Genomic DNA, 25,315 nt, shown 5'->3' on the forward strand with positions numbered 1-25,315 from the left:
TAATTTATTAATCAAAAAAGCGCCACTGGAGAATGGCACTTGGAAAAGAAAACCTAACGTCGATGGAGCGACGTTACTTTATTATACATCTATTACTAATAGATTTCAATAATTTATCGAAAAAAAAAGCCCCTTTCGGAGCTGTTTGTTTAAATCCAATTCTTGCCACTATTGAGTGCTTTTTGCAGTGCCATGATCATTTGACTCGGTTTTGACTTCACACCATCTACTGGAGTGCCAAGCACTATCTGTAGCCCTTTCCATGTGTTAAAGCCTGCAATACCGTCAATCACAAGATTAAAGTTAACCTTCATCACTTTAAGTTTCGCATTGATGGATTGCTGCAAGGCTGAAATCGTTGCTTTACCTGGAATACCGTCCACGACAAGAGAGTAACCAATCAGATTGAGTGAGGTTTGAACAGCTTTCCATGTAAGAAGACCATCATATCCGTCTACTTCAAGTTGAGTTGGTGTGTTTCCTGTTTCTTCTACTGCCCAAATCTCAGTGTGGGCTTTCAAGCGTGTAACGCCTGTATAAGAAGACCATGGGGCAACTTGTACTGCATTGTTCTTGACAAATATTTTGCCATTATCCCAGTCTGTCGCTGTCGTATTCCAAAAGTTCCCCTCCGGAGTAATCAACCCCACGTGACCACTATTTCCGCCTGAACTTGACATATCTTGACCGATGGACATCAAAGCAAAGCCATACCCCCGCCAATTCTTAGCGCCTGCAGTTGTACCTGAATAAACTTTAGTCAGTCCATGTTGTGAAAACAGTGAAGCTAGATTGAGGGTGGAATAGTTGAGCGCATTGATTGAAAGTCCTACTGCTTTGGCGAATGCCTCTGCCGCAGAGGATGAACAATCAAAGCGTGGATAAATTTGTGAATAAGTATGTTTTCCTACATTTTCTTGATACCAAGCGACTGCCTTACTCCAATTCATCAGTATTCTCCTTCTTATAATTGACTGCACTTACACCTGTAACAGCGCCTAAGAACACCGCTACAGCGTTTAAAGTAAGCACTGCTAAATCTGTACCTCCCCAGCCATATGCTTTGCCTAGAACACTGACAAGCACACTGAGTGCAGGCAAGACTGTAAGGACGGCCCATTTTATTTTCGTATACACTTTATCATTTAAAATCATTTTCTTTCTCCTTTTCTTTTGAGTTAAAAACATCATCTTTAGATTTAATTTCTTCACTTAACTTTTCTTTCAAAGTTCGTGGAATTGGGATGCCCAATGCTTCTAGGTTCCCAACGATTGATGCGACATAGGAAAGACAAAAGAACACCAGTACAGTATCTGTTAGGCCTCCAAAACCAAGTTCTGTAGCCCATGGATAGATGGCGACAATCATACAAAGCAATGCGCCATGAGATACAACGCCTTTTCTTGCGACACTTGATTTGAAAGTACTGGTTGCCCAACCTTTTGCCATTCCCAATGCAATATCAAACAGAATAACAAAGACAAGCAAAGTAAATAGCCAGTGGTCCACAAACTCCAGTGCGTAAAAATCTTGATAAACTCCTAAAAATTCTTTCATATTCTCCTATCTTCCTAATTTGTCATCGCCTTTGATTTTGCTTCTGCTTGATCAAGTGTGAGGTCTAATAATTCATGCAAAGCATCTCTGCTCAATCCGTCTGCGAAGAATGCTGTTGGGTTGTTAAACGAAACATTAAAATTTCCCGAACCATCCAAAGAAATATTTGAACTGGCCGAAGCAGTTTGATGCTCTTCTTGCATGATTGAATAATTGTAGGTTTCGTTCGTTATTTTTGTATTTTCTGACATTTTCCACCCCTTTCTAATTTTTAATATCAAAGTGGAACAGATACAGAACCACTTAGTTTATATCCGTTTGTTACCGAAGCGGAACGTGCAAAATAGATTGAACCGTCCGCAGTACCATTTACATTTGCTGGATAGGAAGCAAACACACCACTTGGAGCGGTTGCCATAACTCCCATTAAATATCTTAAATCTAGTCCTGCAATCTGCGCCATTTTTGTGTTTGTGTTTTCACCCAATGTTGGAACATTGACGGCGTATGCCCTAAGATAAAATACACCATTCAGAATTTGATATTTCAAGTTTCCGCTAAAACCATTTGAGAAGTTAGTTATATCGACCCAACCATCTGTATCTGTTGCCCGTTTCAATGGAACATTTGTAACAATATTTGTCCCGTCAAAATACAATGAACCGTGCCCCTTGTAAGGCTCTGTGGGGTGCATATCTCCTTCACTGTCTACGGTTGCCGTTGCGGAATTTATAAAGCCAATCCCGCTCCCGCTATAAGATGTTTGAACATAGCGTCCGCTTGCATTTCCAATTGCTCCTGCGTTTTGGGTATCTGTGAAAATTATCAGGCCATCTGGCGTTGTTTTAACATATCCCCAATCAATCCCCGCTGTAGATTTCAATCCGATTTTTTGATTGACTTCTTCTAAATCCAAATCAAGTACAGCTTTCGATTGAACTCCTGTTGCTGAGTTGTTGTAATAAGTATAATCAATTAGAGAATATATTTTCCCCGTGTGTACTTCCCCCAAATTTGAAGTGATCGCAGACAAATTATCCGTATTTATATTTGCAGCGACAATTTGATAGGTTTTCCATTTTGATCCGTCATAGATATATTGTTCATTTGGTTTTATTATTACACCACCAACCGTTGTATTGCTAGTCCCTGTGTATTGCCACATCATGCCTGCATATTTGCTAGTTGGCTCGGTTTCACTTTGAGTTACACCAGTTGGACTTCCTGCGGGACCAATCTCTCCGTCTTTACCTTGAAGTCCTGTGTCGCCTTTCAATGCAAGGCTATAAGAAAATATTTGGTTGATGGTTAGTCCGCCAGTGGTTACAGGAATTGTAATGCTCCCACTTTTTGTAGTTAAAGTTGTTGCGACTGTAAAAGTAACCGTTACTTTTGTTGTGCCATTATTTGAGACAACCGCACTCATTCCAGTTGGTAATCCCGAAAGAGTTCCAATGGTAACGCTTAGTGGAGTAACACCTTGGTAAGCTGTAATATCAGTTGCAGTTGTCGTTGCAATAGCGCTTGTTTCGTTAGCCGCTATCGTTATAGCTTCATTTGACAAAAATACTGAAATGCCGTTTTTGCCGTCAGCTCCTGTTTTTCCATTTGCACCATCATTAATATTAGTAATTGTAACTTCCTTGCGACCAACCACTTGCCCATTAATTGTAGCCTCGTAACTGTACACAGCAGTATCTGACGCCGTTGAAGCTTCTACCGTTAAATATTGACCAGTACCGATTGAATTGCCGTTCTTGAACCATTCGTAACTATCTGCGATTGTTTCTGTTAGTGCGGACCCTTTGTAAAGTTGAGCACGAAGCATGGTATTTGAAGGAACCGCATTATTCTTGAATTGAACACCATTGTCCGTTCTCAATTCTAAGCGGTAGGGTGTTGCCGCCTCGACTAGTGCTTGAAACTGAGAAAGGCCTGTATCAGATACTTTGCTTTGGAGTTTGACATAGTTAGAAAGCGTTAATTTATTATTTGAAGGATTTGTCGTACTCAACTCGATTTCTGAAACTCTTGCTTGTAGAAGTAACCCACCCGCAAAGTTATCGTCTTGAACCTTGATGGTATCCCCGATACCCAGTCCATAGTCAGAACTAAGCAAGCTACTTGATGCGATCACATCGTAAGTGAGTTCTGGATAAGCATACTGTGCAAACTGGCTTAAAGCATAAGTCTTGAGCGTATTCACATCCTTAGCCTCAATCGTAAAATCTTTTCTCGTATAATTGGTTCCACCGTCATCTGTTGTTAAAGAAGGGTACATTTGAGCAGAGATCGGATTTCGTGCGGTCATATCACCTGCTTTTTTTATGACTTCGATGTCTCCATTCGCGTTCTTCTTCGTGAAACTCAAACTCTTCCAATTGACTTTGTTCGCACTGTCATAAACAGTTGTCGCATTGAACAGAGTCTCTTTACTGCTGGTTCGTGTAACACCGGTCACATTTTTCCCGTAGGTCAACGTGACATCCGTTCGGATTGAACCGACTCCTTGCGTTGAGAGCCCATCTCCTTCTTGATAAAGATTAAGGATAACTGCTTTCAATGTCCCATCTGAATTAAGCTGAGTGATAAACTCAAATTCCGCATCAAAAGAACTCACCAGAGACAAGAGACGTGCAGTTACCGTTTCCTCACTGTCAAAATGAAGCGTAAGGAGTTTTGAAGAGACTTCATTAACCCCAATTCGTATGCCTGCCCACTCCATAAGACCGAGCTGTTCAATATACCATTTGATAGAATGAGCGACGGTATTGCTTAGTGCTTTTGCCTGACCATTAAGTATCTTAAGTGTCAGGTTATAACAACTTAATGAAATCGTCGTATCATTTTCAACGCATTCTAAAATAGTAAAAAGTTGGTCGTTTCCTTTTTCATCTTTGAAAGATAGAGAACATTGATCTGTGATTAAATCCGCATCGGGATGTCGACTCCCATTCACAAACTTCTTGATTTCAACATTGAACGTTGCGGCGGCTTGCTTTAAATAACGATGCCATAAATCGCTCGTATAATGAAGGGCTTTAGGTAATTCATTATTCAGTACTGCGATATATGTCATGTCTTTTCCGTGAACATTAATTTCCATTATAAATAGCGTTCCTCCCATTCGAGTTGTAAATCCAATGCTGATGTCAGCCAGTCTGAACCTGAAATGAGAAGCTCACTCTCACCAGGGGGGATGGAGAAAAAGCTTGACCCATTGACCTTCAAATCCATAGCTGGGCGGTCATCAAGATAGATTTTCCCTGCTTCCATATCCGCTTGAAGGACAGAACCGGCTTTAAAGCGGTTGGGAATGTCACTCCACATTTGAACGTTCGTTTTTTGAAGCCAAATTCTTCGAAGTGCCATGTTCCCCATTTTAGGCGCTGTTCCATACGCTCCCAGTTCCACATGAATTTTAGTAACTTTGGCATCCTTCAATTCCGGAAGATTAAGGGTGTACTTTTTACCGTTATATAACCACCCGAGCTGTGCACCTTGTTTGGTCATTTCCGCATGGCCTTGGGTATGGAAAAAGCCAGGGTTTAATTTCACATTGACCCCATGCGCTTCAAATGTTGGACGTGTACTATAAGAGATGAACTGCCCCACATTATCAACATCCTGATAATAAAAATTAACAGTCGCCTTATTATTAGTGGCACTCGTTTTAGAAATGGCATACCCCATGACCACATTATCATTATCATCCGTAAGCATGACATGAAGATAGCCCATTTGTTTAATACTTCCTGTTTCAAAGACGGCATTAAAATTAGTAATGAAAGAACTTGCACCTAAATTTCCATTGCTATCTTTCGGAAGAACAAACTCCCAAGCCCCTTGATGCCAACCTGTCCCAGTCCCAGCATTAGCTAAACGAAGTCCATCTGTTTGATAAGCGATTGTACCATTATTTGGACGATTGGTACCGGCTAGGGCATATTGTCGTGTTGTGGCTTTGAAGTCTGCATAGTCAGACGATACATTTTTTACTGCATTCAAAAACAATTCACTTTTAATAAGGTCGACCCCATCAACTTCTGCCACGTTTCCCATTTCAAGAATACCGTTCTCACCAACAATACGAACAAAACCATTTTCATCAGCTGTGGATACTTTAGCACGAAGATAAGCAGGTAATGTTCCCTTATTGTTAATGCTTATTGTCGCAGAACCATTCGTGTTGCTTGTTATTTCCCCAAGCGCTCCGCCTGAATTAGAATTGTTCAGCACATTAGTGAAACTCGAACCCCCATAGCCAGAAGGGACTAAAAAGGTGATTTTTCCATAACCATAATCAAACCCTTCGTCAAAACTAACTTCTCCATCCACAACCGCTTGATAGATAATATTTGGTTCATCACTAAAGCTTAAATCAACTGGCTTATCTTTATTAAGAAAAAAAGCAACCTTTCTACGCAATTCAGCTAAATTTTTGGAAGAACCTTCAAAATAAAAATCAACGCTTATCTTCTTAGAATCAATGGTGTTAGAGATAAAATCTTTATCATCCAGGATATTTGACCATCCCGAACCGATATGTCGTGCAACCCCAGTAAATCCAGTAACAATTTCTGCTAAATCCTCACCATCGTAATAAACAGAAAAATATTTTTTACTCAAGTGGTCCTCCCTTCTAAAATATTCATAATGCTTGTATTTTTAGCCTGTTCCTTAGTAACAAGTGGTGTTGCCCTTTTTGTCACGTCCTGTAAATCAAGGACAGCGACTACTGGACGGTTGGCGAGTTCTTTTGTGGCGCTGACCAATTCATTTAACTTACTTAAAAGAGCCTGTTGGCTATTGCTCATTTGGTTTGAAACGGCATCTTCAACATAGCCCATCAAATCACTTAATGGTGCGACTGCTTCTTTTCCAGCTTCCCCACCGACCATCAATGAATTGCCATTTTGTCCAAAAACGGTAGGTTTTGTTAAGATACCGCCTTTGGCAAACCAATCCACGCTTAATTTAGGAACAGAAGGTGGATTTAAGCTAAAGCTTCCATTCAATTTAAAATGAGGAAGCTTAGGCATTGAAATACTTGGAAATTTAAGCTGTAAGCCACTAAAGAAACCTTTAATTGTATCAATCACTCGTGAAACAGTGTTTTTTGCGGCTTCAATAGGTGTCGTGATTGCGGATTTAACGCCATTCCAAACACTTGTGGTAGTTGACTTGATGCTATTGAAAGCATTTGAAACGTTACTTTTAATCCCATTGAATATGCCTGAAGCTGTGCTGGAAATCCCATTCCAAATGCCACTTAAAGTCCCACTAATACTTTGCCAAATTCCTGAAATAAAAGACGATAAGGCAGTAAAAACAGAGGTCGCCACTAACTTGATTCCATTCCAAATCCCTGTAAGAAAAGAAACAATCCCTTGCCAAATTGAAATTGCGACCGTTGAAATAGAATTCCAAACGCTCGACAATACAGCGAATATTGTGTTCCAAACTTCTGAAACTTTTGAGGAAATACTATTCCAAATCCCACTAAAGAAATCTATAATTGGAGAAAAGATTGTATTTGCCAGTGTGGCTATCGCATCCCAATAAACTTGAAGCAAGGAAGTAATCACAAGCCATATTCCGTCGATTACCGACTGAATGGTCATAAAAATAACCGTAATCACGTTAATGATTGGTGAAAAGATATCTGTTGCCTTTGTCACAATTCCTTGCCACAAATCGCCCAAGAAAGAAGTGATATTATTCCAAGTGTCCTCGGTAACCTGCTTAATTCCATCCCAAAGTGAACCTAACCACTCTGAAAAACCGTTCCATTTGTCACTCAACCACTCTGTAATGGAACCCCAATTTTGAACCGCAGTAATAATGCCTGAAATGACTGCGATAATACCAGCAATAACGCCAATCACAATACCAACGGTAGAGCCAAATAGAGCGAAAATGGCTACAATTCCAGCAATAATCGGTGCAAGAACCGTCACAACTGCAACGATACCACCGAAAGATTCGATAAAGGTTTTGACTGGTCCAGGTAAATCATTAAAAGCACTCATCATGTCGCCTAGAAAATTAATGACGGGCATCAAAGCATTTAAAATATCCGTTCCAATAGGCAAAAGTGCGGTTTGAATTTCGTTCAAGGCCGACTGCCAATCTTGAGAGGCGGTCTTTTTTGTAGCCTCATCGAGTTTCCCATTCACATTGTCAAATTCCTTGCCAATATTAAATAGAGAACTCCCTGCTTTTATCCCCAAATCTTCAAATTGTGAAGACAAGGCAGACAAGGCAGCTTGCTTTTCACTCGGCGTCATCTTATTAAGGTCTTTTTGAATGGATTGTGCCACATCCGCAACGGTTGCTTTGCCTTTTTTCCACTCTTGAAAAGAAGTTTGTGTGGCTTTGCTAAACGTCCCCATATTTGCTTCAAAAGAGCCATCACCCAATCGAATTTGGAGTTCTTTTACGGCATCCGCAACCTTATCGGTATTCATTGCCCCATTATCCAAGCCATTTTTCATAATGGAAAGCATATCTTGAGCACTAAAACCTGCTTGTTGAAAGAGGGGGGAGTACTCATTGAGCGTATCCATAAAGTCATCAGATGAGTTTAAGCCATTTTTATAACCATCCGCAATGAGATCAAATGCTGATTTGGCATCCAAACCAAAGGCATTCATCAGCTGTTGCGTACCCTTGACATTTTCTTTAACATCCGTCCCGGTACGCTCACTAAGTGTAATCACTTGCGAAGTCAGCTTTGCCAAACTTGTATTATCTAGCTCCGAAAAAGCTTGCTTCATCGTTGCAGTCGCATCTGTTGCCTCATCGATGGAATCCGTTACACCCGACTCAAAGACTTCTTGCGCAACGCCCTTAAGTTCTTCAAGTGCTTTTCCGCTTAAATTAGTATTGGCATAAAACTTGCCATAACTCTCATCTGTTTCAAGTGCAAACTCTTTGGCCGCATCTCCAACTTCAATTATTTTTTCGCCAACCGCAGAGATTTGGTCCGCAGCCTCAATGAGCACACCACCTTTGATGCCAGTCGCAACAGTATCGACAGACTCAGATAAATCGTCCATCTTTCCGCCAAGCCCTTTGGTTGACTCGCCAGCACCTTCGCTTTTTGTTTCGACGTCATTTAGCGCGCTAGTATAATGCGAAAGTTTCCCTTCAGTGGCGACAACTTCACGTTGAAAGGCACGATATTGTTCTTCGCCAATGTCTCCATTTTGAAGTTGACGTTCCACATCTGCTTGAGCGCCTTTCAACCCATCAAGCTTTTTTGTTGTGATTTCAACTTGTTTAGAAAGAAGCTGTTGTTTTTGAGCAACCAATTCCACATTACTCGGATTAAGCTTTAAAAGTCGTTCAACATCGCGCAACTCGCTATTAACAGAACTTGACTGTTTACCAATGTCTTTAAGTCCATTGGCGACACCTGTGGTATCTGCGCCAATCGCAATCGTAATCCCACTGATTTTTTTTGCCATGTCTTCTCCTTTCTAGAACAAGTCGAAATCTTTTTGACTGGCTTTGCGTTTCTTTTCTTTTTCTGGATTGTTATAGTCAATCCATTCTTGAATGAAATCAAGACAATCACCGATGTCCATGAGTTGCATTTCTTCACTTGAAAGGCCAACTTGTTTACAAATTAAAAGGAACGACTCTACCGTGAGAATTTCACTGCTAGAGTCTGTTCCTGTTTCTACTTTTTTTTAGATTGAATAGAATGAGCAATCAAATCTTGAAGCTCAGTTGAAAAGGAATCAATAGGAAGGCTGTCTAAACTGTCCAACCACTCCAATGGTTCCGGAAGGGATGCATCCGCCGTTTTTGCATAGATCCACACGAAATTATAGAGCAGGGTCAAGTCAAGTGTCGCTAAGCTTTCCCAACTTACATCAGACAAGTCAAATTTACCTTCTGAACCTGTATCTAATGATTTAGCGAGTTTCATCAAATCCCCAAAATAGTCTGTATGAAATTGCATTTTATAACGCAAGGGCGTTGCGGCATTAGAAGCCAACCGAATTTTTACTTCTCCTGTATCAATTGTTTTTTCCATCTTTTATTCTCACACACTCACTTTCTCATACACTTTGTTAAACCAACCATCATAAACTGAAGCCTCTGTATCAGGGCGTGTTTTGGTTTTAACCGCTTTATCTGATGGACGTGGTCCCGCAGTAAATGTTAATTCAGTCGTGTTAGGGTCCCCGCTGTCTTTTGTCGTTGAGCCTACGGTTGGTCGAGTGGCTGAACAATTGTAAAGGACGTGACGTGTGGCATGTTCATCCCCTTCAAATTGGAACATCAAAGCAAATGGACTGGTCCCTGTATTCGAATATTCTGTTTGTACGCCATCTTCAAGAACTTCCCCAAGAATCGCTGTCGCGAAATCATCAGGGATGAGTGCAGACGTTAAAGTCCCATCATACCCTTGGTTATTGCTGCTTACAAAGTAGTCAATGTTATCTGCTTTGAATTTAATCAAATCACCACTTGGTTCAAGGGAAAGTTCCACTGCCCCTGGCCATTTTTTGGGCGTTTCATAAGTGGTTTTACCACTCGTTAAATCTTGTGTTGCTTTAGCATAGTAGACATTTTCTAAACCAAATTCAACTTTATTTTTTTTCGTTTCTTCTGCCATTCTTTTCCTCCAATGATTAAATATTGATTTCGTAAGCTCTGAGGTACATTTTTTCACTATCTAGATAGCTTTCATACACCTCGTAGACGAGTTTATTTTGATCTAATAAATTTTCTAATTTTTCCTCTTCTCGAACATTCTTCAAATTAGAGTAGAGTTCAATCGTAACGCTTTTATTTTTCGCGTAAATTTGATTATCAGCCTTAAACCCATTTTCTTCATCGATATAATAAAGCAAATAGGGTAAAGCGGGTACTTGACCTGTCGCCCATTGACGATAGCCTACTTTAAGTTTTGTTTGATCGAGGATATTTTTTAATTCTCCTAATGTCACTGACTCAACCTCTTTTCTAGTTTCCGAATGAAATTAGCCACCAAATCTTCTTCGACTGGTGCAATATGGACTTGAGCCGCAACCCGTCCACCATCTCTTTTGGCATGTCCTTTCTCAAGTAAATGTGTGAGACTTGCAGTAGGAGATTTTTGATAGATGATTTGATCATCGTTTTTCAAGGTTTTTGACGTCCAGTTTTTTGCGTAGTCTCCTGTTCGTTGAGGACTTCTTGCTTTCAAGGCTTGTACGCCTTCTTTTGCGACTTCCTTTTTGATGGTATTAACATCATCAATAGCCTCTTTCGTCCAATTGCGAACTTCCTTTTCAATCGCTTTGGATAATTCATTAATGGAAATCTTATTGACCATTAGTATCACCAACTTTCAAGCGACAAACCAGCTCTAAGATTTCATTATTCACCTTGTAATGACGAACAACAGAAAGCCGTTGCCCTTGGTAGATTAAATTTTGCTCACCATTGTATTCAAAGGGATGAATGACTAAGGTGTAAGCCACTTCAATGCCCGACTGCCCTGCTTGATAGAATTCTGCACGGTTCATTGGTTTTTCATAACCTAAAACGATGATCGCTGTTGTCGTAGGGATTTGTTGGCCAAGTTCATCTTCAGTAAAGCCGGACGAAGAAAGCAATGTTATTTCTTCATCCCACATCTGCTTTACCTCGATATTTGATGATGAGATTGCGCAAGCGGTATTCTAAGTTACGAGGAATATCTCCAGCACCTTGGTGGCTATATCTGAAAACCGATAAGTCCACCACAAACATGACGTGCTCATCGTTATCAAGGTCAAGAGAAATGCCTTTGTTTTCCTCTAACTCATCCCAAACCCCACTGATGATTTTCTTTAGTAATTCATCCCTCACCGTTGATGAATAGCCCAGTGACGCTTTCACAAGCGGTAAAAGGTCTTCTTTTGTCATCTCGTCTCCTTTCTAAAAAAAGCGAGCTTTCGCCCGCCTTTCTTATTCTGTGGTTGTCGTTTCAGGAGTGAAAGTCACAAAGTAGCCTGCGGCTGTATCAGTTGCTTTCACATCGTAACGAATAACGCCTGCCAAGAGTTGCCCGTAGATATCATTATCCACCCATTTCACAGAAACTTGTTTGCGATCAAAGAATGCAGCAAAGGCTTTTGCATCCCCTACAAATCCAACAATATCGCCAGCTTTTTTACCAATGACCACATCATCAAGCACGACAACTTCACGTCCAAGCAATTGTTTTCCACTTGCGGCAGTAATTGAATCTTGAAGCAAGTAACGTCCGTTTTTATCTTTCAATTTGTCCAGTTCAGCGTACATTGAAGCAGAGATGATGTATTTGACATCATACACTTTCTTGATGTCCTTATTAACCAAGTCTTTCAAACCATCTACTCCTGTGACAGCTTTGGCAGGGGCAGTTTGAAGAATGGCCGCAATGTCTGCATTTTTTGTATTCAAAGCTTGGTCTTGAATTTCATCCGCAATCAAAGCTGTCACATCGTAAGTCGCATCGTCAATTACTTCTTGTGAAAGTGGAATATAACCACGGCGTGTAGCGACAGAGTAGTCCACTTCTTTCATGGTTGGGTTGGCGAGTTTTGGATTTTTTTCCAATTCTTTTACCGTCAACATTTTAGATCCTGCCTTAGAAATGACTGGGAACTTACCACTGCCTGAATTCACTGAAACAAGACGGACGTATTTGGTCAAGTCCACCACATCTTCTGGAGTCAATTGTGGTTGAAGCAATTCTTCTGGAATCAATGCCCCACCTTCAACAGAGGTAAAACCATCACGTTTTTCCGTTCCTTTTGATTTTACAAACGCATTGATGGCAGAGCGTTTTGTTTCAAGTTCTTCTTCAGTCACTTTAATTTTTTTCATGTTTCGTTCTTCTCCGCTTCCGTTTGAATTGTCTTTACCCGAATCTTCAACTTGGGCCAATTCGTCTTCAAGTTCTTGTTTTTCTTTTTCCAAGTCCGCAATTTCATCATCGATCGCTTGGATGTCTTTTTCCAATTGTTCCGCAGATTCACTGACAGTTGCGATGTCTTCTTCAGTTTCAGCTTCATCCAAAGCACGTTTGAGCTCTGCTTCCTTTTTTTGGAATTCAGAGCGTTTCACTTTTACTTTTTCAAGTTCATTTGAACGTTCTTTGATTTTTTTATTCAAAATAAGTTGTTTTAATGCCATTGAGTTTTTCCTCCACTTGGGCTTTATGCGCGAGTAATTCTCGCTTTTTCATTCCTTCAATTTGTTTGCTTCGTGCTTCGACTGCGGTATCCGCATATGCTGGGAAAGTCACGACTGAGACTTCAAAGAGTTCGATTGCCTTAATTGTGAACTTATAAGTCCCATCGTCTTTTTGTTCCATTTCTTCATCAAGAATATTAAATCCAAAAGAGCACTGGTCTACATCTCCACGTTGCACGCGAGAATAAAGGTTCATGGCTTCCGTGTCCGCTTCGTTGACTGTAATTTCACCATAGATGCCTTTTTTATCCGCCTTGAGTGTCAAAGTGCCTGCCTTTGTCCGTCCAAGTACCTTTCCTGTGTCATGATTGATTAAGGCACGAACATCGGACAAGTCCAACTCTTTTGTGATTTCTTGTGAGACTTCTTCAAAACAGCCTTCGTACAGCTCTGTTTCTGAATTGAACACGATAAAATAGCCACTGATTATTTTACCAGCCGTTTCTTCGCTTGATCTAAGGTCTAAATTTTTAAAGTTTCGAACTTGAAATTGATTGCGTTGTTTCATTCTTCACCCCCTTTCTGGGTATTCTCTTGGACAAGCTTGCCTTGCTTGTTCAAATCTTCCTGTAGCAAGTAATTTTCAAGGACAATCAAATCAGACATCTCCTCGTCTGGTGGCATCCCCACCCAATTTCGCAATTCATTGCGCCTTAAAGCGTTGACCTTAACCATTTGAGTACCCGCATTGACCATGTCTAACAGCGAGTAGTTATAAAGGCTGCGCGGATTAAATGTAAAGTACATATCGTCATCAATAATCAGTTTATTCAAGGTCTGTTGGATGACTTGGGCAATGGACAAAACCTTTGTGTTTACAAAGTTATTGAATTCATCTTTGTTGTAAGTACCCACACCAAGTAAGAAGGCTGGCACACCAAAGAGTCCTGCGACGGTTTTCTTGTCCAACGTGACCGCATCGTTCAGTGCCAAGTCATTTAGTGTCAAAGGTTTTATCTGCTGGATGTTAATCATGCCTTCAGGAATAATCCAAGGCTTTCCTGTATCCTTACGCTTAAGATACATTTCTTCAAATTTTGTACGGCCTTCTTCATCCCCTAATTTATCTGAATCAGAGTCCACCGATACAATTAAACTAGGCATATACTCACTGGACATGAAGCCTTTTTTCGTGATATTGGCTTGTTTCAAATTTCCAACGATGTCTTTCAAAGCCACTTTATAGCCTGTCCCAATAAAAGGATGCTTAATGGATGGATTAATGACAAAATGAAGCAATTCGCTCGGATCATAATCATGGTTATCAAATGAAACAGCATAATCCAAATCATCATCACTAACGTTAAAAGTAACCTTATAAGGCGATATGGGTGTTAATCCGATAACTTCTCCACGAACAACAGTAGGCTTCACTATGGCATTCCCATTGCCCTCTAGGAGCATGGAACGGACAATCCATTGGATAAAGCTTTTTCGTGATAAATATTTATTGGGCTCAATATCTACGACACGAGACAAGGCATTTTTCACCCGTTTGTCGCCCGTCTCTCCATTTTGCATGAGTTGAATGGTCATGTTGGAAACCATGTCTGCGATGGTGTCTACAGCCATTCTAACTTCTGGACTATCCGATAGTTTTGTATAACCTGTCGATAAAAGTTCTTGAAAAGCTGTTGGCAATGTCATGACAACCTGAGATGCACCTGTATCATCACTCCTTTTTTGACCTGTTGGACTTCTTTTATTAAAAAATTTCATTTTTTCCTTTCCATAATCACATACCCCAAGCATCTTTCTTACTCTTTTGTTCTTTTTCTTCAAGCATCCCGCGACTCGCGAATACTGAAGCATCAAACAAGTCAATACGCTGGTTCTTCAAGACCTTTTCAAACTGAATGGCATCATCGGTTTTTTCAATGGCCTTGACATTGCTTACGCAATATTCATAAGCCAAATTATTCACATAATAAAACTCATTGTTTTTAACTTTAAATTCAATTCGTCTAAAGCCTTCAGACTTCTTCCAGAATTGTTGGGGTGCATCTACCATCTTGAATTTTTGTTTCTTCATCATCATGAAGAATTCACGACCAAATTTCTTATCAAAATGTACAGACTTGATTTTAAATCCCTTGTCTCTCATCTCCATAAACCATTTGACAATATCATCATAAAGCACCGTCTCAGTATTGGATAAAGTCGCCCAACCTTCTTCTTGCCATTCAAACAAAGGAATATTATCTTCCTGGGCTTTTTCAATGGCTTTTGATTTTGGGAAAAAAGCATGTGTAATAACAATGTCCACTGATTTTCCCTTATATTCATAATTTCCATAAAGGGCTGCGGCGGTTAAGTCGTGCATTTTAGATAAGTCCGCACCACCATACCACCGGATGGGTAACTTAGACAATTCTTCCAGTGTCCAATTGTATTGTTTATTGGAGTATTTGAACTCATCTACATCGAAATAAGCGTCCATTGAATTGGTAAATATGTTGAGAGACTTATTTAGAAACTCTGCTTTAAGTTGAGGTTCTAACATGGCTTGTCTTGCCTCGGTCAGTAAATCATCCAAGGTGACCGTCACATTTAACGAGGGGGTAACCGAAGCCAAAACATCGGGATCATCCAGTGTCGTGACTGATTTTGTTACTGGATTGATGATGTTTCCTTTTTCATCCTGTTCTGCGGTGCACAGAAAAATGAAATACGAATCATAGGCCTTATCTTTGATGGTGCCAGATAAAACTTTCTTTAAGGTGGTTACCCTTTGCGCTAGAAAACCATTAGCAATATCGCCCGCGGTTGAAATCCCCATGAGTAATTTGTTCCGATACGCTTTTTGAGAGTTCTTCATCAAGATGTACTTCTTCGCGCCAGCTTTTTTCCATGAATGTATCTCGTCAAGGATTAAGGCATTCCCGTTCAACGAGTCGAGTTTGTCATCTTGATTGGCAATGGCAAAGATGTCACAATAACCATCCCCAAAGTCAACATGAACCGAATGTTCTTGATTATTATCTCGAATCCTTAGCTTTGGTACGTCATGTTGAATTTTTTCAACATTGTAAGACAGAAAACCAAAACTTTCTTGTGTTTGTTTCAAAGAGTTGGCTACGATATAGGTTTTACTTCCACTTGCTCGATCGACAATGTTTTTAGCCCATGTTAGTGAGGCTGCGAAAGCTGTTTTTCCTTGCTTTCGAGGTAAAAAAATAAGCGCCTCATTAAACCGCCTGATGTTTGTTCCTTTTTCAAAAAAGCCAAATAAATTCACACAGACAAACTTTTGCCAAGACTGTAAAAGCATTGGCGTATCTTTATAAGAAAGGCCTTCTTTATTCTCTCCTTGAATATGAACGATAGTCTTTTCTATCAAGCCAATGACAAAATCAATTTGGTCATGCTTAAAATCCCAACGGTCAGACGCCAAGTCATCAATAAATCGTTGTGCAGCTTGCTTTTGCTCAATATTGGCAAGTATCTTTCCACTGATAATATCTTTAGACCATTGAACAGCAGTTTCAAAATTATCCACTTCCACCACCGCCACTCTGACTCAAGAGTTGAGCAAATGGGGAGATTTCTTCTTTTTTCTTTGCTTCCTGTTCTTTCTGACTCTTTGGATTAAGCATAAGTTGCGTTGAATAAGACAGAATATCTTTTCTTAGCTTTTCAATCTGATCTAGTGCCGGGTGCTTTTTAACCGAATCTGAACCTGTCATCGTAAAATAAGGAGAGCCATCTTCTTCCCATGCTTTTACAGCATCATAATACTGCCAAACCATCCCCGCATAGATTTTGGCAAGCCTATTAAATGCCGGATTGTAAGTATTCAATGCTTTCATTTGATTGATTGTGTCGCGATAGATTGATTCTTCTTTAGGTAATTTTTTTATTAGGCTTGCCTCCTTTCTTTTGAGGATATTTTTAAAATAGCTCAACCACGGTGTTTGAACACTATCATTCTGTTAAATTTCAAGCTTTTACATCCAAGTTATCCAAGTAAAAATCGTGTTAAGCCTTGATTTTAAAGCATTCTTAATTTGAAAAAAAGTTTTTGAAATTTATCTCACACTTGGAAAAAGCTTAACTCACTCGGTTCTTTTTATTTTTCAAAATTTATTTTTTGAAGTGGGGGGATTAGTTTTGTCTTGCCAGTATTCTCCGAGTTCGGTTGGAATGTCGCTATCACGATTGTGCATCTTGTTGTGGCACTCATTACATAAGCTAATCAAATTCCATGAGCACAGCCACCACTTCGGATGGTCTCGCAAGAACCACACGTGATGAACCGTGTCAGCCTTAACCATCTTCCCATAGCGTTTACAATTTCGGCATTCATACTTATCTCGCCTTAGAATGTTGGCGCGTTTACTTCGCCATCGTTTATCTTTATATGGACTCATTGCACCTCCAATAACAAAAGCCTGTCAACACTGACAGACTTAATAATTATAAGCAAGGCAAGGAGTCGAACCTTGACCTGCCTATGAACATTTTTAGCACTTGATTTATTATTTGTTTGCTCACTTGTTCATGTTACCATTATCTCACTTAATCTAGGAATAAAACGGGAAACTTTCGGGAATAAAACGGAAAGTAAATCAGTCTAAAGTAGATTGCCAAAGTCCGTCTCTAAGTGTTGATTTAAAAGTAGCATATTGCTTTCTTGCAGTGCTTTCTTCCATACTCACTCTCACACCAACTTTATCCCAAGATAGTCGGTACTTAAATCTAGCAATGATAATATCTTTAACAGTTGTCCCTTGTATAACTTCCATTAACTCATCTAGTGTTTTCTTTTGATCTGTTAGTAGCTGTAATCCCTTGTCTTCTTCAATAATTAGCAGCCGCCTTTCTTGAGGTGCTGTGTTGGAACTACTTCCACTGCTGCCAATTCTTTCTGTGTGAGTCTGTCTAGTAATCCATTTTTCTCTAGCGTTAATCTTAACTTGAAGCATACCAGTCATATAGTCACTAATCAATAAATCTAATCTGTCTGCCATTTACTAAACTCTCCTAATTTGTTATAATAGTATTAAGTAAACAATCAGGAGAAGCCCATTGCCGTGGGCTTTTTTGTTGTTTTATCATTCGTATAGTATTAGTAAGACTCCGCCAGTACCAACAGCAATCATGAATAGCATAGTGATTATTGTCCAAGCAACAGGATGTGGTGTATTTGCTTTCAGCTCGTCTTTTAAGAAAACATCTATTGGCTGATTTTTATGCAATCGTATTTGCTTATCCCGTGGTTCATTTGGAAATGCAATTGGTTTTAATCCACTGTCAGTCAAGTCCGCATAGAATGTTGTTCTAACTTTTTCAGAAACTCCTGTCCAAATGGTTCGACTTCCGTTACCCGTAGACTGCACATTATCACTATCATTAGAGCCTTTAATTATTTCTTTTACAGGTATTTCTTGCTCATATTTTTCAAATGCAAACAATGATGTGTCATACACAGAACCAAAGAATTTTACTTGATTAGCAGTTTTTACATCCCGACCAACTGTCTCCCATTCCCAAACAACACGAGTATGTGTTTCAGTTTCACCTTTAGAATTCGTTGTGGTGTATGTTTCTGTATGTGGTAAGTATTTTTGGTACTTGGCTTTGATAACAATAAATTTTCTTTTGGTTGAAATTTGATTCATTGTTACTCCATCTACAGCAGAAAGTTCTGTTTGAATAATAGAACGCCCTAAACCGGTTTCTAATAAATAATCAAAATCCGATTTCGTTTCAATTCTATTGGCGCTCTGATAAAATTCACGGATATCTGCTTTTTTAGCAAAATCCCTGTTGTATAACATTGTTGAACCTATAATGATAATGAGTTCAACTATAGCAAGCCCAATTATCATAAAAATATATTTGTTCTTTTTCATTTTTCCTTCCTAAAACAAGTTTCTTGGATCTTGATTTTTTACACTATAATTAAGATATTTGTAATTTTGGGGCTGGTAACCTTTTAAATCCAAGACAATATTGGCAAAGAACGAACGAACATACCTGTTGTAACTTTGAACAGAAGAATTATAAGCTTCACGATAATTGGCTAGACGATTTTCGGTCAAACTAAATTCTTTATTAATTTGAGAATAGTTGGTTTGTGCTTTCAAATCAGGATATTTTTCAACAACTGCATTCAATTCAGCCATTGCCGCATGCGTATCTCCTTTGTCGGCTTGTTTCCGTGCTTCTGTAACAGCTTTTAGAGTTTCAGACTCATGTTGATTATAGGACTTAACCGACTCAACCAAATTATTAAATAAATCAACACGCCTCTGTTCTTCTTTACTGATATTTGCCTTTGAAGTACTAACAGCTTCTTCAAGAACAACAGTTCTATTATTAACACTTGCGACCACTAGAAAGCTAAATATAGCCCCCACAATTAGCAATCCAAAAAGTGCACTGATAATTATTGTAATTTTTTTCATTTCTTATCCTCCTTAATATCCAAACCATGACCATCTAATAAGCCTTAATAGAAAACCTAATACAACCAGTCCAACACCTGCAATCAATACATAGGCGATGAATTCACCTAGCTTTTCTGCTTTTTTTTTCACTTCTTATCCTCCTTACAGTCCCAGTAGACAATCACGCTAGCACTAAGTAAAGCAATGCCTGCGATTATTAATAATGCTGTCATTCCATTACCTCCTCGATATAAGTTGGTTTAAAAGCCTTACATTCATTAACTAACCAGCCATTATTTTGTTTAATTTCTTTCAATACACTTTCGATGTTTTCTGCTTCGCAAATCCACTGCTGAGAGGTACCGTTAGCCTTATCATTCATATATTGAGAACCTATTACTGAAAATTTTTTCATTGATGCACTACCTTTCCGTTATCTAAATAGTCATTGCCATGCGCTTTGGCTATTTTGTTTATCGACCGTTCAGATTGTCTTATCCAATGTTTAAGCTTAAACAAACGATACTTTAGTTTTATCTTATACTTAATGTTGACTTTATTTGAGGAGTCTGACAAAAATTGGTATATTCTACTGATTTGCTTTCTGCATTGGTCAATAAATTCAAATTCTTCTTCGATTGTTTCAATCATTTTCTATCTTTCCACCAGTCTTTAAATTCTTTTTTGAAAAGGAATATAACAAAAGCAATAACTAGAATCGCCCAAATTGGAGCAGTAATGACCAATACTTTTAGTATTCTTATAATTAAATCTTGTAACTCATTATTCATTCGCTTTCTCCTTAAATGTCCCAAGGGTCGTAATCTGGATTATTAGCCTTTTGCCAGCAAGCTGAACTTTCCCATCCATCAATATGGCATTCACCACACGTATCGCAAGTTAAATCTGGATTGCATTTGTGGCATCCCATACAATCACAATCTACTTTACTTCCACATTTTTCACATTTATAAATCATACCTTCTCCTTGCACTCATCACATAATACATTGCGTGGCACGATCATGCGCTCACCGATGTGCTCATCTTCAACCGTTCTTATATTTGAGCAGTTGGAGCATTTAAATATTAGTTTGCTCAACCTTTCCTCTCAATCCATACTTCTTCATCGTCCTAGGATACTTAGCAACAAAACTCAATCCGTCCTGGTGCAACCTACTTGACCAATGAAACAGTCTATCCATTTCAGCGAGTGTGTCTAATCTGCGGTACATTTCACTGATATAGAATTCTGCATTGCCTACTGACTTCCAGTGAGCTGATGTCTTAACTGAATGTCCATTACTAGCTAACTCATGCGCTTTATTATCGGCTTTTTCTTTATTCAAGATCAGACTTTCAGTTTCTTTGAATATGATTTTTAGCAAGTGAATTTGGTAGTCTCTGACGATTGTTTCAGCTGTCATACCCTCACCGCAATCTTTCTATTTCCTTTATCACGTTTTAAATTAGCTGGTCTTGCCATGAACACTACTGATGACGGTTTGATATTAAACCGTTCAGCCAATTCTTCTGCTGTTCCTTGAGCAATGAAGTCATCGCCTTTATATACTGCATATTCTGTCATTTCAGTACCTCCAGTCGATTTCGCTTTGATAATTTTTCTGCAATATCTATCAAAGCACTCTCCAATGTTATCTTTGCATGCCACTCTTGATTTGCTTCCATTTCAATATCGACTACTGCATCATCCATTGCTTCAACTGCAATTTGCAGTAACTCATCAAGTTTTGTATTTTTTAAAATCTCAAATGCTTCTTTTAAATTTTCGTCATGCTTACTCATTTATTCACTCCTAACTCTGCAATTCTCTTATGAAAATCAGCTTGAAATTCTCGATTAAATTGACTTTCACTCGCTTTTTCAAGTTCTTTCATTCTGATTTCTTTTGGTGCATTTCTACTAGCAAGAATACTTATTCGTCTTGCCTCGTTTCGTCTATCGTAATATGTCATTTACTCTCCCATCCATTCAGCCAGTGTCCTAAATAACTGAACGTGATTTAAGCTCATTAGAGCCGTTTTGCTTTCGTTTGGTATAACTTTACCTGTTTTACATTCAAAGCGTGTGAGCATTGTTTTTTTGACTTGTGAAACGTTTCTGACAATGCAGTAGTTGTCGTATCGTTCAAACATCCATCCACACCTCATACCCATTCTCTACGCTACAGAAATCAAACGTAAGCTCGTTCATGATTTCTCTAAACATTCTATCGTTCATCTCGTCTAACTCTCTTAGACGGCGAAATATTAGCCTGTCGTCTATCGTTACTACTGAACTGTCTCCATGTTGCTTGATGAATGATTTGACAGCTTCATTTAGCTCTTTCATTCCGTCTCCTTTAGTTCTTCAATTTCAATCGTGATCACATTCTTTTCGCTATGAAACTTCTTAGCTTCTAAACAAGCAATTTGACTGTCATCTTCGTAGTAGTTTAGCTTTGTCATGAAGTCCTGTAAATTCTTCATGAGGTTGTCTAGGTCAGGTCGGGTAGTTTTCCATTGCCACCACTTTTTCTTTTGTTTAATCGCAAAATGGAAGGTCACAGACAACTTGATTGGTAATGGCTTTAGAAATGATGTACCAGGCTTGTTATCTACCAACTTTTGAAGCAGTTCTGTGTTGTCCGTTCCCTTACGGTTGTAGAATATCGGCTTGCCATTCCGCCAGCTAATCCCTTTTTGCTGTTGCGTGGTCGGCATTTTATCTAATTCAAACTCAAATTTCAAAGAGCGATACCTCATACTCATTAAGCATTTTTTCTTTAGCTAGTTTGTAAAAATCTTTCTTGATTTCAAAACCATAAGCATTTCTTCCAAGTTCAATTGCAGCTCTAATCGTTGAGCCACTTCCAAAGCATGGGTCAATAACCGTATCCCCTTTATCAGTGAATATTTCGATTAGCCTTTTTAAAAGAGACTGTGGCTTTTGCGTGGGGTGTATTTTTGGAATCTTTTTATTGTCTCTTCCCCATGCCATCCAGTTGAAAATCATTTCCCCGTTGTTATTAAACTTCGGAAGTTTATCACGATAGAGGACCACAGCATATTCTGTGGCGCCCACAATCTTCATGTTCGCTTTCAGGACTTGAGCACTGTAATCTTTAACAAAAACTAGTGGGTAAGCATGTTTAAACCCATATTTCTCTCCATAGTCTATTACCATTTGAATTTGTTGAAAAGCGCAGAAAACAATCATTGCTGGAGCTTTTCCTTTTTCTTTTGGCTCTTTTATCAACATTTTCGAACAAAAGTGCATGAATTCCGCAATCTTAAAATCTTTATCAGTGTCAAAAAATTCTGTATTTGCTTTTTCACTTTCACCATTTTTATTATTACCGTCTATATACCAAGCATTTGAACTCGCATAAGCATTTTTTCCTAAATTGTAAGGAATATCAGCTATTACCAGCTGTGCCTTTGGTATCTGGTATCGTTTATAGTTCTGAAAGTGATCATTATATATTTCAAATTTCATTTATTAAACCTGTTCTTTTTATCTAATTCAAAGCTAAACTTCATCTAATGCCTTTCCCTGTGCTTGACAAGCTAAGTTTTTGAGCTTGAACCATTCTGAACTTGAGTTTTGAAGGAAATTCTTTCAATCGGTCATCACTTTCAGGAATTGTTAAAATCATCAATCTCGCTTTTTCTTTAATGCTTGTCATCATCTTGTTGATTTCTCCCTCATCTCTATCTTCATAGTCTGCGAGAGAGTCGATTATGACCAGGTCAGCCGTTTCAATTTCATATTTAAGTCTCAGAAACTTATTCTTTTCTTCATCGCTCATATATTTATTTTTAGCTTGAATAACATATTTATTTGTATCAACGACCTTCACATTGATTTGTTGGCCCACATTTTGAACAAGCCACTGTTTCATATTATCCACATTGGTTACACTGATTGGGTCTGCATAATCAAACTGCACAATCGTGTCTCGGCTTAATTTAATTCCTTTGCTCTTTTCAAACTGGCTAATATAGTCGGTTTTCTTTTGCTCAAGTGTGCCTTGAGATGAATTCTCGTTCGTGATTATCCCTAGTCTTGCATTAATGCTTGATTTGCGTTCCATATCGCACATCACACAAGCCCTTGGTGCATATTGGTGTCTGCTTGTGATATTGCCTTTAGCATCTCTCACAACAGCCCATACTGGGTGTGTCGTCCCCCAGTAGTCACAGCCATGGATTTCACATTTTCCAAGTCCCTCAGTTACAAGAGGGTATTCTTTGATATAGTTAGGCTCTTGACTCATCGCATCCCTCCTGATCTACGTGGTTTTTGTTTTACTTGAGAAGTTGGCTTTTCAAGGTATTCCGTGAATATCATGTCTTGTAGGAATGATGTTGAATTCTTACTAAATTTAGTATCATCTCCACTTTCTTGATACCATTCCGTGTAATTCTTAGCTCCTGTAATTGCTTGAATTCTTTGGTCGGGTATAAGTTTCATGAATTCTTGTAAGCTCATCGCTCTATTGTTACGGTTTTTATTATCAAGATTGATAAAGTAATTAAAGTAAGAATTGAACTGCTCTTCTATATCTACTCTATTCTTATCTAATCTACTCTTATCTAATCTACTCTTATCTAATCTACTCTTATCTGTGGCAACCACTGGTTGCGGTTTGGTTGCCACTTGGTTGTCATTTGGTTGACATAGCTCTAAAGTATTGGTATCACTGATTAAATCGTGGTAAATACTTTTTGTATATCTATCTTTTCTTATTGTGTTTTGAATTCCAAAGTCAATTAAGAAAAATACCATTTCGTCATTTAAAGGTCTTATCATTCCCTTAACTTCCAAAAGTCCCAAACTATCTTCTGAAGCCCCAATCATTCGCATAATTGGAAAAGCTTCAACAACTCCATCATCATCTGCTTCTTGTGTTAAATGAAAATATAGTGCCTGTGTCTCTAATGGAAGTCGTAAGAATTTTTGTGTATGAGTAAACCTTTTGTCTATCATTCTTCTTTGTGCCACTTAATTCTCATTTCTTTGGTGAAACTGGCTATGAGTGTTTTTCTACTCATTGACTTTACGGCTCGTTACTCCACCCTCCAGTTGTTTAATTAGAACGGTAAATCCGCATCATCAATTTCTACGTCTGTGCCTGGAATATCAGTAGCTTTAGACTGTGTATTATTAGGCTTGTACATTCTCTCAACCGTTGGAAAGACAAAACTGTTATTCAAATAATCCTTATCTTGCTTTTGTTCTACTCGGCCACTTATGGTTAATGTGTCACCAACCTTTACAGCGAAATTAATAAATGCTGAAGCGTATACCCATTTCCCAGTGGAGTCTTTTACAATAGGAACGCTAACGACTTGCTTTTCCCCATTTTTAGTATTGATTGTTCTGGTATTTTTTTCGTTTAATTCTGTAGTTACTGTGATTATGCTCATTTTTTCTCCTTAATCCATGCAGCGATTTGTTTAATTGCTTCCACTTTTGGAAGTTTATTCCATTCCAATATTTTTTCCATTGGAGCGTTTAATTCATTAGCTTTTTTTAATGCTCGCTCAAGTTGTTCGTTTGCTTTTTCTTCTTTTCTATTCCCGTCAGATTTTGAAATAGGAGTCTCGTTATTATTGGTATTTTGTAAATCATCTATATCGTTCTCACCAATTGCAAACAAGCCTTGTAATGCATATTTTCTAGCGTAGGAACTTACAGCACCAGTCCATTGCGGTTTTTGCATTTGCTGTTTCCCTGACTTTTCAAAAATAGGAACTTGATCGTGTTCAGAATATCCTAAGGCAGTATAGCTTTCGGTTCCATTTGAAACTATTGCTGTTGATTCTACAAATAGCCGCCCTAAAATTTCATATAGTTTATCACTAACAATTAGCGTCCAATCGCTATTCAATGATTTAAAATGCTCATAAATTTGTTCTGCATTTCGGTAATTGTAGCTCGTCTGCCCACTATAATTTTTAACTGATTTATTTTTCCCAATTTGCATTTCTCTTTGCAGTTCTGGAAAAGCCATTTTTTCTTTTTCCATGTGTGCTCCTAGTTATCCCATTTAATCGCTTGTGCTTTTGGCTTCTCAACAATATATGGCTCAATATCTTGATAAATGGAGTCACCATATTTCTTTTGTAATTGAAGAA

36 protein-coding genes are annotated in these 25,315 nt (G+C 38.7%); all 36 read right to left on the reverse strand.

The window, feature by feature from the left end; all coding sequences use genetic code 11:
* Window positions 1-149: 149 nt before the first annotated feature.
* The 36 genes from GHI45_RS05070 to GHI45_RS05235 all read right to left on the reverse strand — a co-directional run bounded on the left by GHI45_RS05070 (window position 150) and on the right by GHI45_RS05235 (window position 25,206).
* A complete protein-coding gene (locus tag GHI45_RS05070; protein ID WP_147779668.1) occupies window positions 150-950 on the reverse strand; it encodes a peptidoglycan-binding protein in 801 nt (266 codons plus the stop codon).
* Window positions 937-1,155: a phage holin gene (locus GHI45_RS05075; RefSeq protein ID WP_147779667.1), complete on the reverse strand. Its 219-nt coding sequence runs from the start codon at window positions 1,153-1,155 to the stop codon at window positions 937-939. Before GHI45_RS05075 ends, GHI45_RS05070 begins: the two co-directional genes overlap by 14 nt.
* On the reverse strand, window positions 1,142-1,558 hold the full coding sequence (locus GHI45_RS05080) for a phage holin family protein (protein ID WP_147779666.1): 417 nt from the start codon (window positions 1,556-1,558) through the stop codon (window positions 1,142-1,144). The genes GHI45_RS05075 and GHI45_RS05080 overlap by 14 nt, the downstream gene beginning before the upstream one ends.
* A 14-nt stretch (window positions 1,559-1,572) precedes the next feature.
* On the reverse strand, window positions 1,573-1,809 hold the full coding sequence (locus GHI45_RS05085; protein ID WP_147779665.1) for a hypothetical protein: 237 nt from the start codon (window positions 1,807-1,809) through the stop codon (window positions 1,573-1,575).
* A 26-nt stretch (window positions 1,810-1,835) separates the two neighbouring features.
* Window positions 1,836-4,664, reverse strand: a complete 2,829-nt coding sequence (locus GHI45_RS05090; RefSeq protein ID WP_147779664.1) for a phage tail protein — start codon at window positions 4,662-4,664, stop codon at window positions 1,836-1,838.
* Window positions 4,664-6,187, reverse strand: coding sequence for a distal tail protein Dit (locus GHI45_RS05095; protein WP_147779663.1), 1,524 nt, complete (start codon window positions 6,185-6,187; stop codon window positions 4,664-4,666). The genes GHI45_RS05090 and GHI45_RS05095 overlap by 1 nt, the downstream gene beginning before the upstream one ends.
* On the reverse strand, window positions 6,184-9,030 hold the full coding sequence (locus tag GHI45_RS05100) for a phage tail tape measure protein (RefSeq protein WP_147779662.1): 2,847 nt from the start codon (window positions 9,028-9,030) through the stop codon (window positions 6,184-6,186). Before GHI45_RS05100 ends, GHI45_RS05095 begins: the two co-directional genes overlap by 4 nt.
* 215 nt (window positions 9,031-9,245) lie before the next feature.
* Window positions 9,246-9,605 carry a hypothetical protein gene (locus tag GHI45_RS05105; RefSeq protein ID WP_147779660.1) on the reverse strand — a complete coding sequence of 120 codons (360 nt, stop codon included), beginning with the start codon at window positions 9,603-9,605 and terminating at the stop codon, window positions 9,246-9,248.
* Between the two features lie 9 nt (window positions 9,606-9,614).
* The gene (locus tag GHI45_RS05110; protein WP_147779659.1) at window positions 9,615-10,190 is read right to left on the reverse strand and encodes a major tail protein; all 576 of its coding nucleotides are present in this window, start codon (window positions 10,188-10,190) and stop codon (window positions 9,615-9,617) included.
* Window positions 10,191-10,206: 16 nt separating this feature from the next.
* Complete coding sequence (locus GHI45_RS05115; protein WP_147779658.1) at window positions 10,207-10,524, reverse strand: hypothetical protein; 318 nt, start codon at window positions 10,522-10,524, stop codon at window positions 10,207-10,209.
* Window positions 10,521-10,892, reverse strand: coding sequence for an HK97 gp10 family phage protein (locus tag GHI45_RS05120; protein ID WP_147779657.1), 372 nt, complete (start codon window positions 10,890-10,892; stop codon window positions 10,521-10,523). The genes GHI45_RS05115 and GHI45_RS05120 overlap by 4 nt, the downstream gene beginning before the upstream one ends.
* Entirely contained in the window at window positions 10,882-11,196 is a 315-nt protein-coding gene (locus GHI45_RS05125; RefSeq protein ID WP_147779656.1) for a phage head closure protein, read from the reverse strand. Before GHI45_RS05125 ends, GHI45_RS05120 begins: the two co-directional genes overlap by 11 nt.
* Window positions 11,186-11,467 carry a hypothetical protein gene (locus GHI45_RS05130; RefSeq protein WP_147779655.1) on the reverse strand — a complete coding sequence of 94 codons (282 nt, stop codon included), beginning with the start codon at window positions 11,465-11,467 and terminating at the stop codon, window positions 11,186-11,188. Before GHI45_RS05130 ends, GHI45_RS05125 begins: the two co-directional genes overlap by 11 nt.
* Window positions 11,468-11,509: 42 nt before the next feature.
* Window positions 11,510-12,721 carry a phage major capsid protein gene (locus GHI45_RS05135; RefSeq protein WP_147779654.1) on the reverse strand — a complete coding sequence of 404 codons (1,212 nt, stop codon included), beginning with the start codon at window positions 12,719-12,721 and terminating at the stop codon, window positions 11,510-11,512.
* Window positions 12,693-13,289: an HK97 family phage prohead protease gene (locus tag GHI45_RS05140; protein WP_147779653.1), complete on the reverse strand. Its 597-nt coding sequence runs from the start codon at window positions 13,287-13,289 to the stop codon at window positions 12,693-12,695. Before GHI45_RS05140 ends, GHI45_RS05135 begins: the two co-directional genes overlap by 29 nt.
* Window positions 13,286-14,500, reverse strand: a complete 1,215-nt coding sequence (locus GHI45_RS05145; protein ID WP_147779652.1) for a phage portal protein — start codon at window positions 14,498-14,500, stop codon at window positions 13,286-13,288. The genes GHI45_RS05140 and GHI45_RS05145 overlap by 4 nt, the downstream gene beginning before the upstream one ends.
* A gap of 16 nt (window positions 14,501-14,516) precedes the next feature.
* Window positions 14,517-16,280 (reverse strand): terminase large subunit, encoded by a 1,764-nt coding sequence (locus GHI45_RS05150; RefSeq protein ID WP_255514271.1) that lies wholly within the window; start codon window positions 16,278-16,280, stop codon window positions 14,517-14,519.
* Entirely contained in the window at window positions 16,273-16,686 is a 414-nt protein-coding gene (locus tag GHI45_RS05155) for a P27 family phage terminase small subunit (protein WP_228386016.1), read from the reverse strand. Before GHI45_RS05155 ends, GHI45_RS05150 begins: the two co-directional genes overlap by 8 nt.
* Window positions 16,687-17,349: 663 nt before the next feature.
* Window positions 17,350-17,751 (reverse strand): DUF722 domain-containing protein, encoded by a 402-nt coding sequence (locus GHI45_RS05165; RefSeq protein WP_147779649.1) that lies wholly within the window; start codon window positions 17,749-17,751, stop codon window positions 17,350-17,352.
* 84 nt (window positions 17,752-17,835) lie between these two features.
* Window positions 17,836-18,636, reverse strand: coding sequence for a hypothetical protein (locus GHI45_RS05170; protein ID WP_187230074.1), 801 nt, complete (start codon window positions 18,634-18,636; stop codon window positions 17,836-17,838).
* 9 nt (window positions 18,637-18,645) lie between these two features.
* Window positions 18,646-19,191 (reverse strand): LemA family protein, encoded by a 546-nt coding sequence (locus tag GHI45_RS05175; protein WP_147779648.1) that lies wholly within the window; start codon window positions 19,189-19,191, stop codon window positions 18,646-18,648.
* A 211-nt stretch (window positions 19,192-19,402) separates the two neighbouring features.
* Window positions 19,403-19,588, reverse strand: coding sequence for a hypothetical protein (locus tag GHI45_RS05180; RefSeq protein ID WP_147779647.1), 186 nt, complete (start codon window positions 19,586-19,588; stop codon window positions 19,403-19,405).
* A complete protein-coding gene (locus tag GHI45_RS05185) occupies window positions 19,585-19,824 on the reverse strand; it encodes a hypothetical protein (protein WP_147779646.1) in 240 nt (79 codons plus the stop codon). The genes GHI45_RS05180 and GHI45_RS05185 overlap by 4 nt, the downstream gene beginning before the upstream one ends.
* A complete protein-coding gene (locus tag GHI45_RS11255; RefSeq protein WP_187230073.1) occupies window positions 19,821-19,964 on the reverse strand; it encodes a hypothetical protein in 144 nt (47 codons plus the stop codon). The genes GHI45_RS05185 and GHI45_RS11255 overlap by 4 nt, the downstream gene beginning before the upstream one ends.
* Before the next feature lie 11 nt (window positions 19,965-19,975).
* Complete coding sequence (locus GHI45_RS11260; RefSeq protein ID WP_187230072.1) at window positions 19,976-20,152, reverse strand: hypothetical protein; 177 nt, start codon at window positions 20,150-20,152, stop codon at window positions 19,976-19,978.
* Window positions 20,153-20,254: 102 nt separating this feature from the next.
* Window positions 20,255-20,599: a DUF1140 family protein gene (locus tag GHI45_RS05190; RefSeq protein ID WP_147779645.1), complete on the reverse strand. Its 345-nt coding sequence runs from the start codon at window positions 20,597-20,599 to the stop codon at window positions 20,255-20,257.
* Window positions 20,596-20,760 (reverse strand): hypothetical protein, encoded by a 165-nt coding sequence (locus GHI45_RS11265; protein ID WP_187230071.1) that lies wholly within the window; start codon window positions 20,758-20,760, stop codon window positions 20,596-20,598. Before GHI45_RS11265 ends, GHI45_RS05190 begins: the two co-directional genes overlap by 4 nt.
* Window positions 20,757-20,978, reverse strand: a complete 222-nt coding sequence (locus tag GHI45_RS05195; protein ID WP_096819065.1) for a hypothetical protein — start codon at window positions 20,976-20,978, stop codon at window positions 20,757-20,759. Before GHI45_RS05195 ends, GHI45_RS11265 begins: the two co-directional genes overlap by 4 nt.
* Entirely contained in the window at window positions 20,975-21,148 is a 174-nt protein-coding gene (locus GHI45_RS05200; protein WP_096819068.1) for a DUF1497 domain-containing protein, read from the reverse strand. The genes GHI45_RS05195 and GHI45_RS05200 overlap by 4 nt, the downstream gene beginning before the upstream one ends.
* Window positions 21,149-21,320: 172 nt before the next feature.
* Window positions 21,321-21,524 carry a hypothetical protein gene (locus GHI45_RS05205; RefSeq protein ID WP_147779644.1) on the reverse strand — a complete coding sequence of 68 codons (204 nt, stop codon included), beginning with the start codon at window positions 21,522-21,524 and terminating at the stop codon, window positions 21,321-21,323.
* Window positions 21,521-21,922: a RusA family crossover junction endodeoxyribonuclease gene (locus GHI45_RS05210; protein WP_147779643.1), complete on the reverse strand. Its 402-nt coding sequence runs from the start codon at window positions 21,920-21,922 to the stop codon at window positions 21,521-21,523. Before GHI45_RS05210 ends, GHI45_RS05205 begins: the two co-directional genes overlap by 4 nt.
* Window positions 21,912-22,670: a site-specific DNA-methyltransferase gene (locus tag GHI45_RS05215; RefSeq protein ID WP_147779642.1), complete on the reverse strand. Its 759-nt coding sequence runs from the start codon at window positions 22,668-22,670 to the stop codon at window positions 21,912-21,914. Before GHI45_RS05215 ends, GHI45_RS05210 begins: the two co-directional genes overlap by 11 nt.
* 40 nt (window positions 22,671-22,710) lie before the next feature.
* Window positions 22,711-23,451 (reverse strand): hypothetical protein, encoded by a 741-nt coding sequence (locus GHI45_RS05220; RefSeq protein ID WP_147779641.1) that lies wholly within the window; start codon window positions 23,449-23,451, stop codon window positions 22,711-22,713.
* A complete protein-coding gene (locus tag GHI45_RS05225) occupies window positions 23,448-24,179 on the reverse strand; it encodes a phage replisome organiser protein (protein WP_153497408.1) in 732 nt (243 codons plus the stop codon). The genes GHI45_RS05220 and GHI45_RS05225 overlap by 4 nt, the downstream gene beginning before the upstream one ends.
* An 89-nt stretch (window positions 24,180-24,268) precedes the next feature.
* A complete protein-coding gene (locus GHI45_RS05230; protein ID WP_147779640.1) occupies window positions 24,269-24,604 on the reverse strand; it encodes a single-stranded DNA-binding protein in 336 nt (111 codons plus the stop codon).
* On the reverse strand, window positions 24,601-25,206 hold the full coding sequence (locus GHI45_RS05235; protein ID WP_147779639.1) for an ERF family protein: 606 nt from the start codon (window positions 25,204-25,206) through the stop codon (window positions 24,601-24,603). The genes GHI45_RS05230 and GHI45_RS05235 overlap by 4 nt, the downstream gene beginning before the upstream one ends.
* Window positions 25,207-25,315 lie beyond the last annotated feature (109 nt).

Origin of the sequence: Lactococcus sp. dk101 (genome assembly GCF_009601055.1) — a bacterium.
Lineage (GTDB): Bacteria > Bacillota > Bacilli > Lactobacillales > Streptococcaceae > Lactococcus.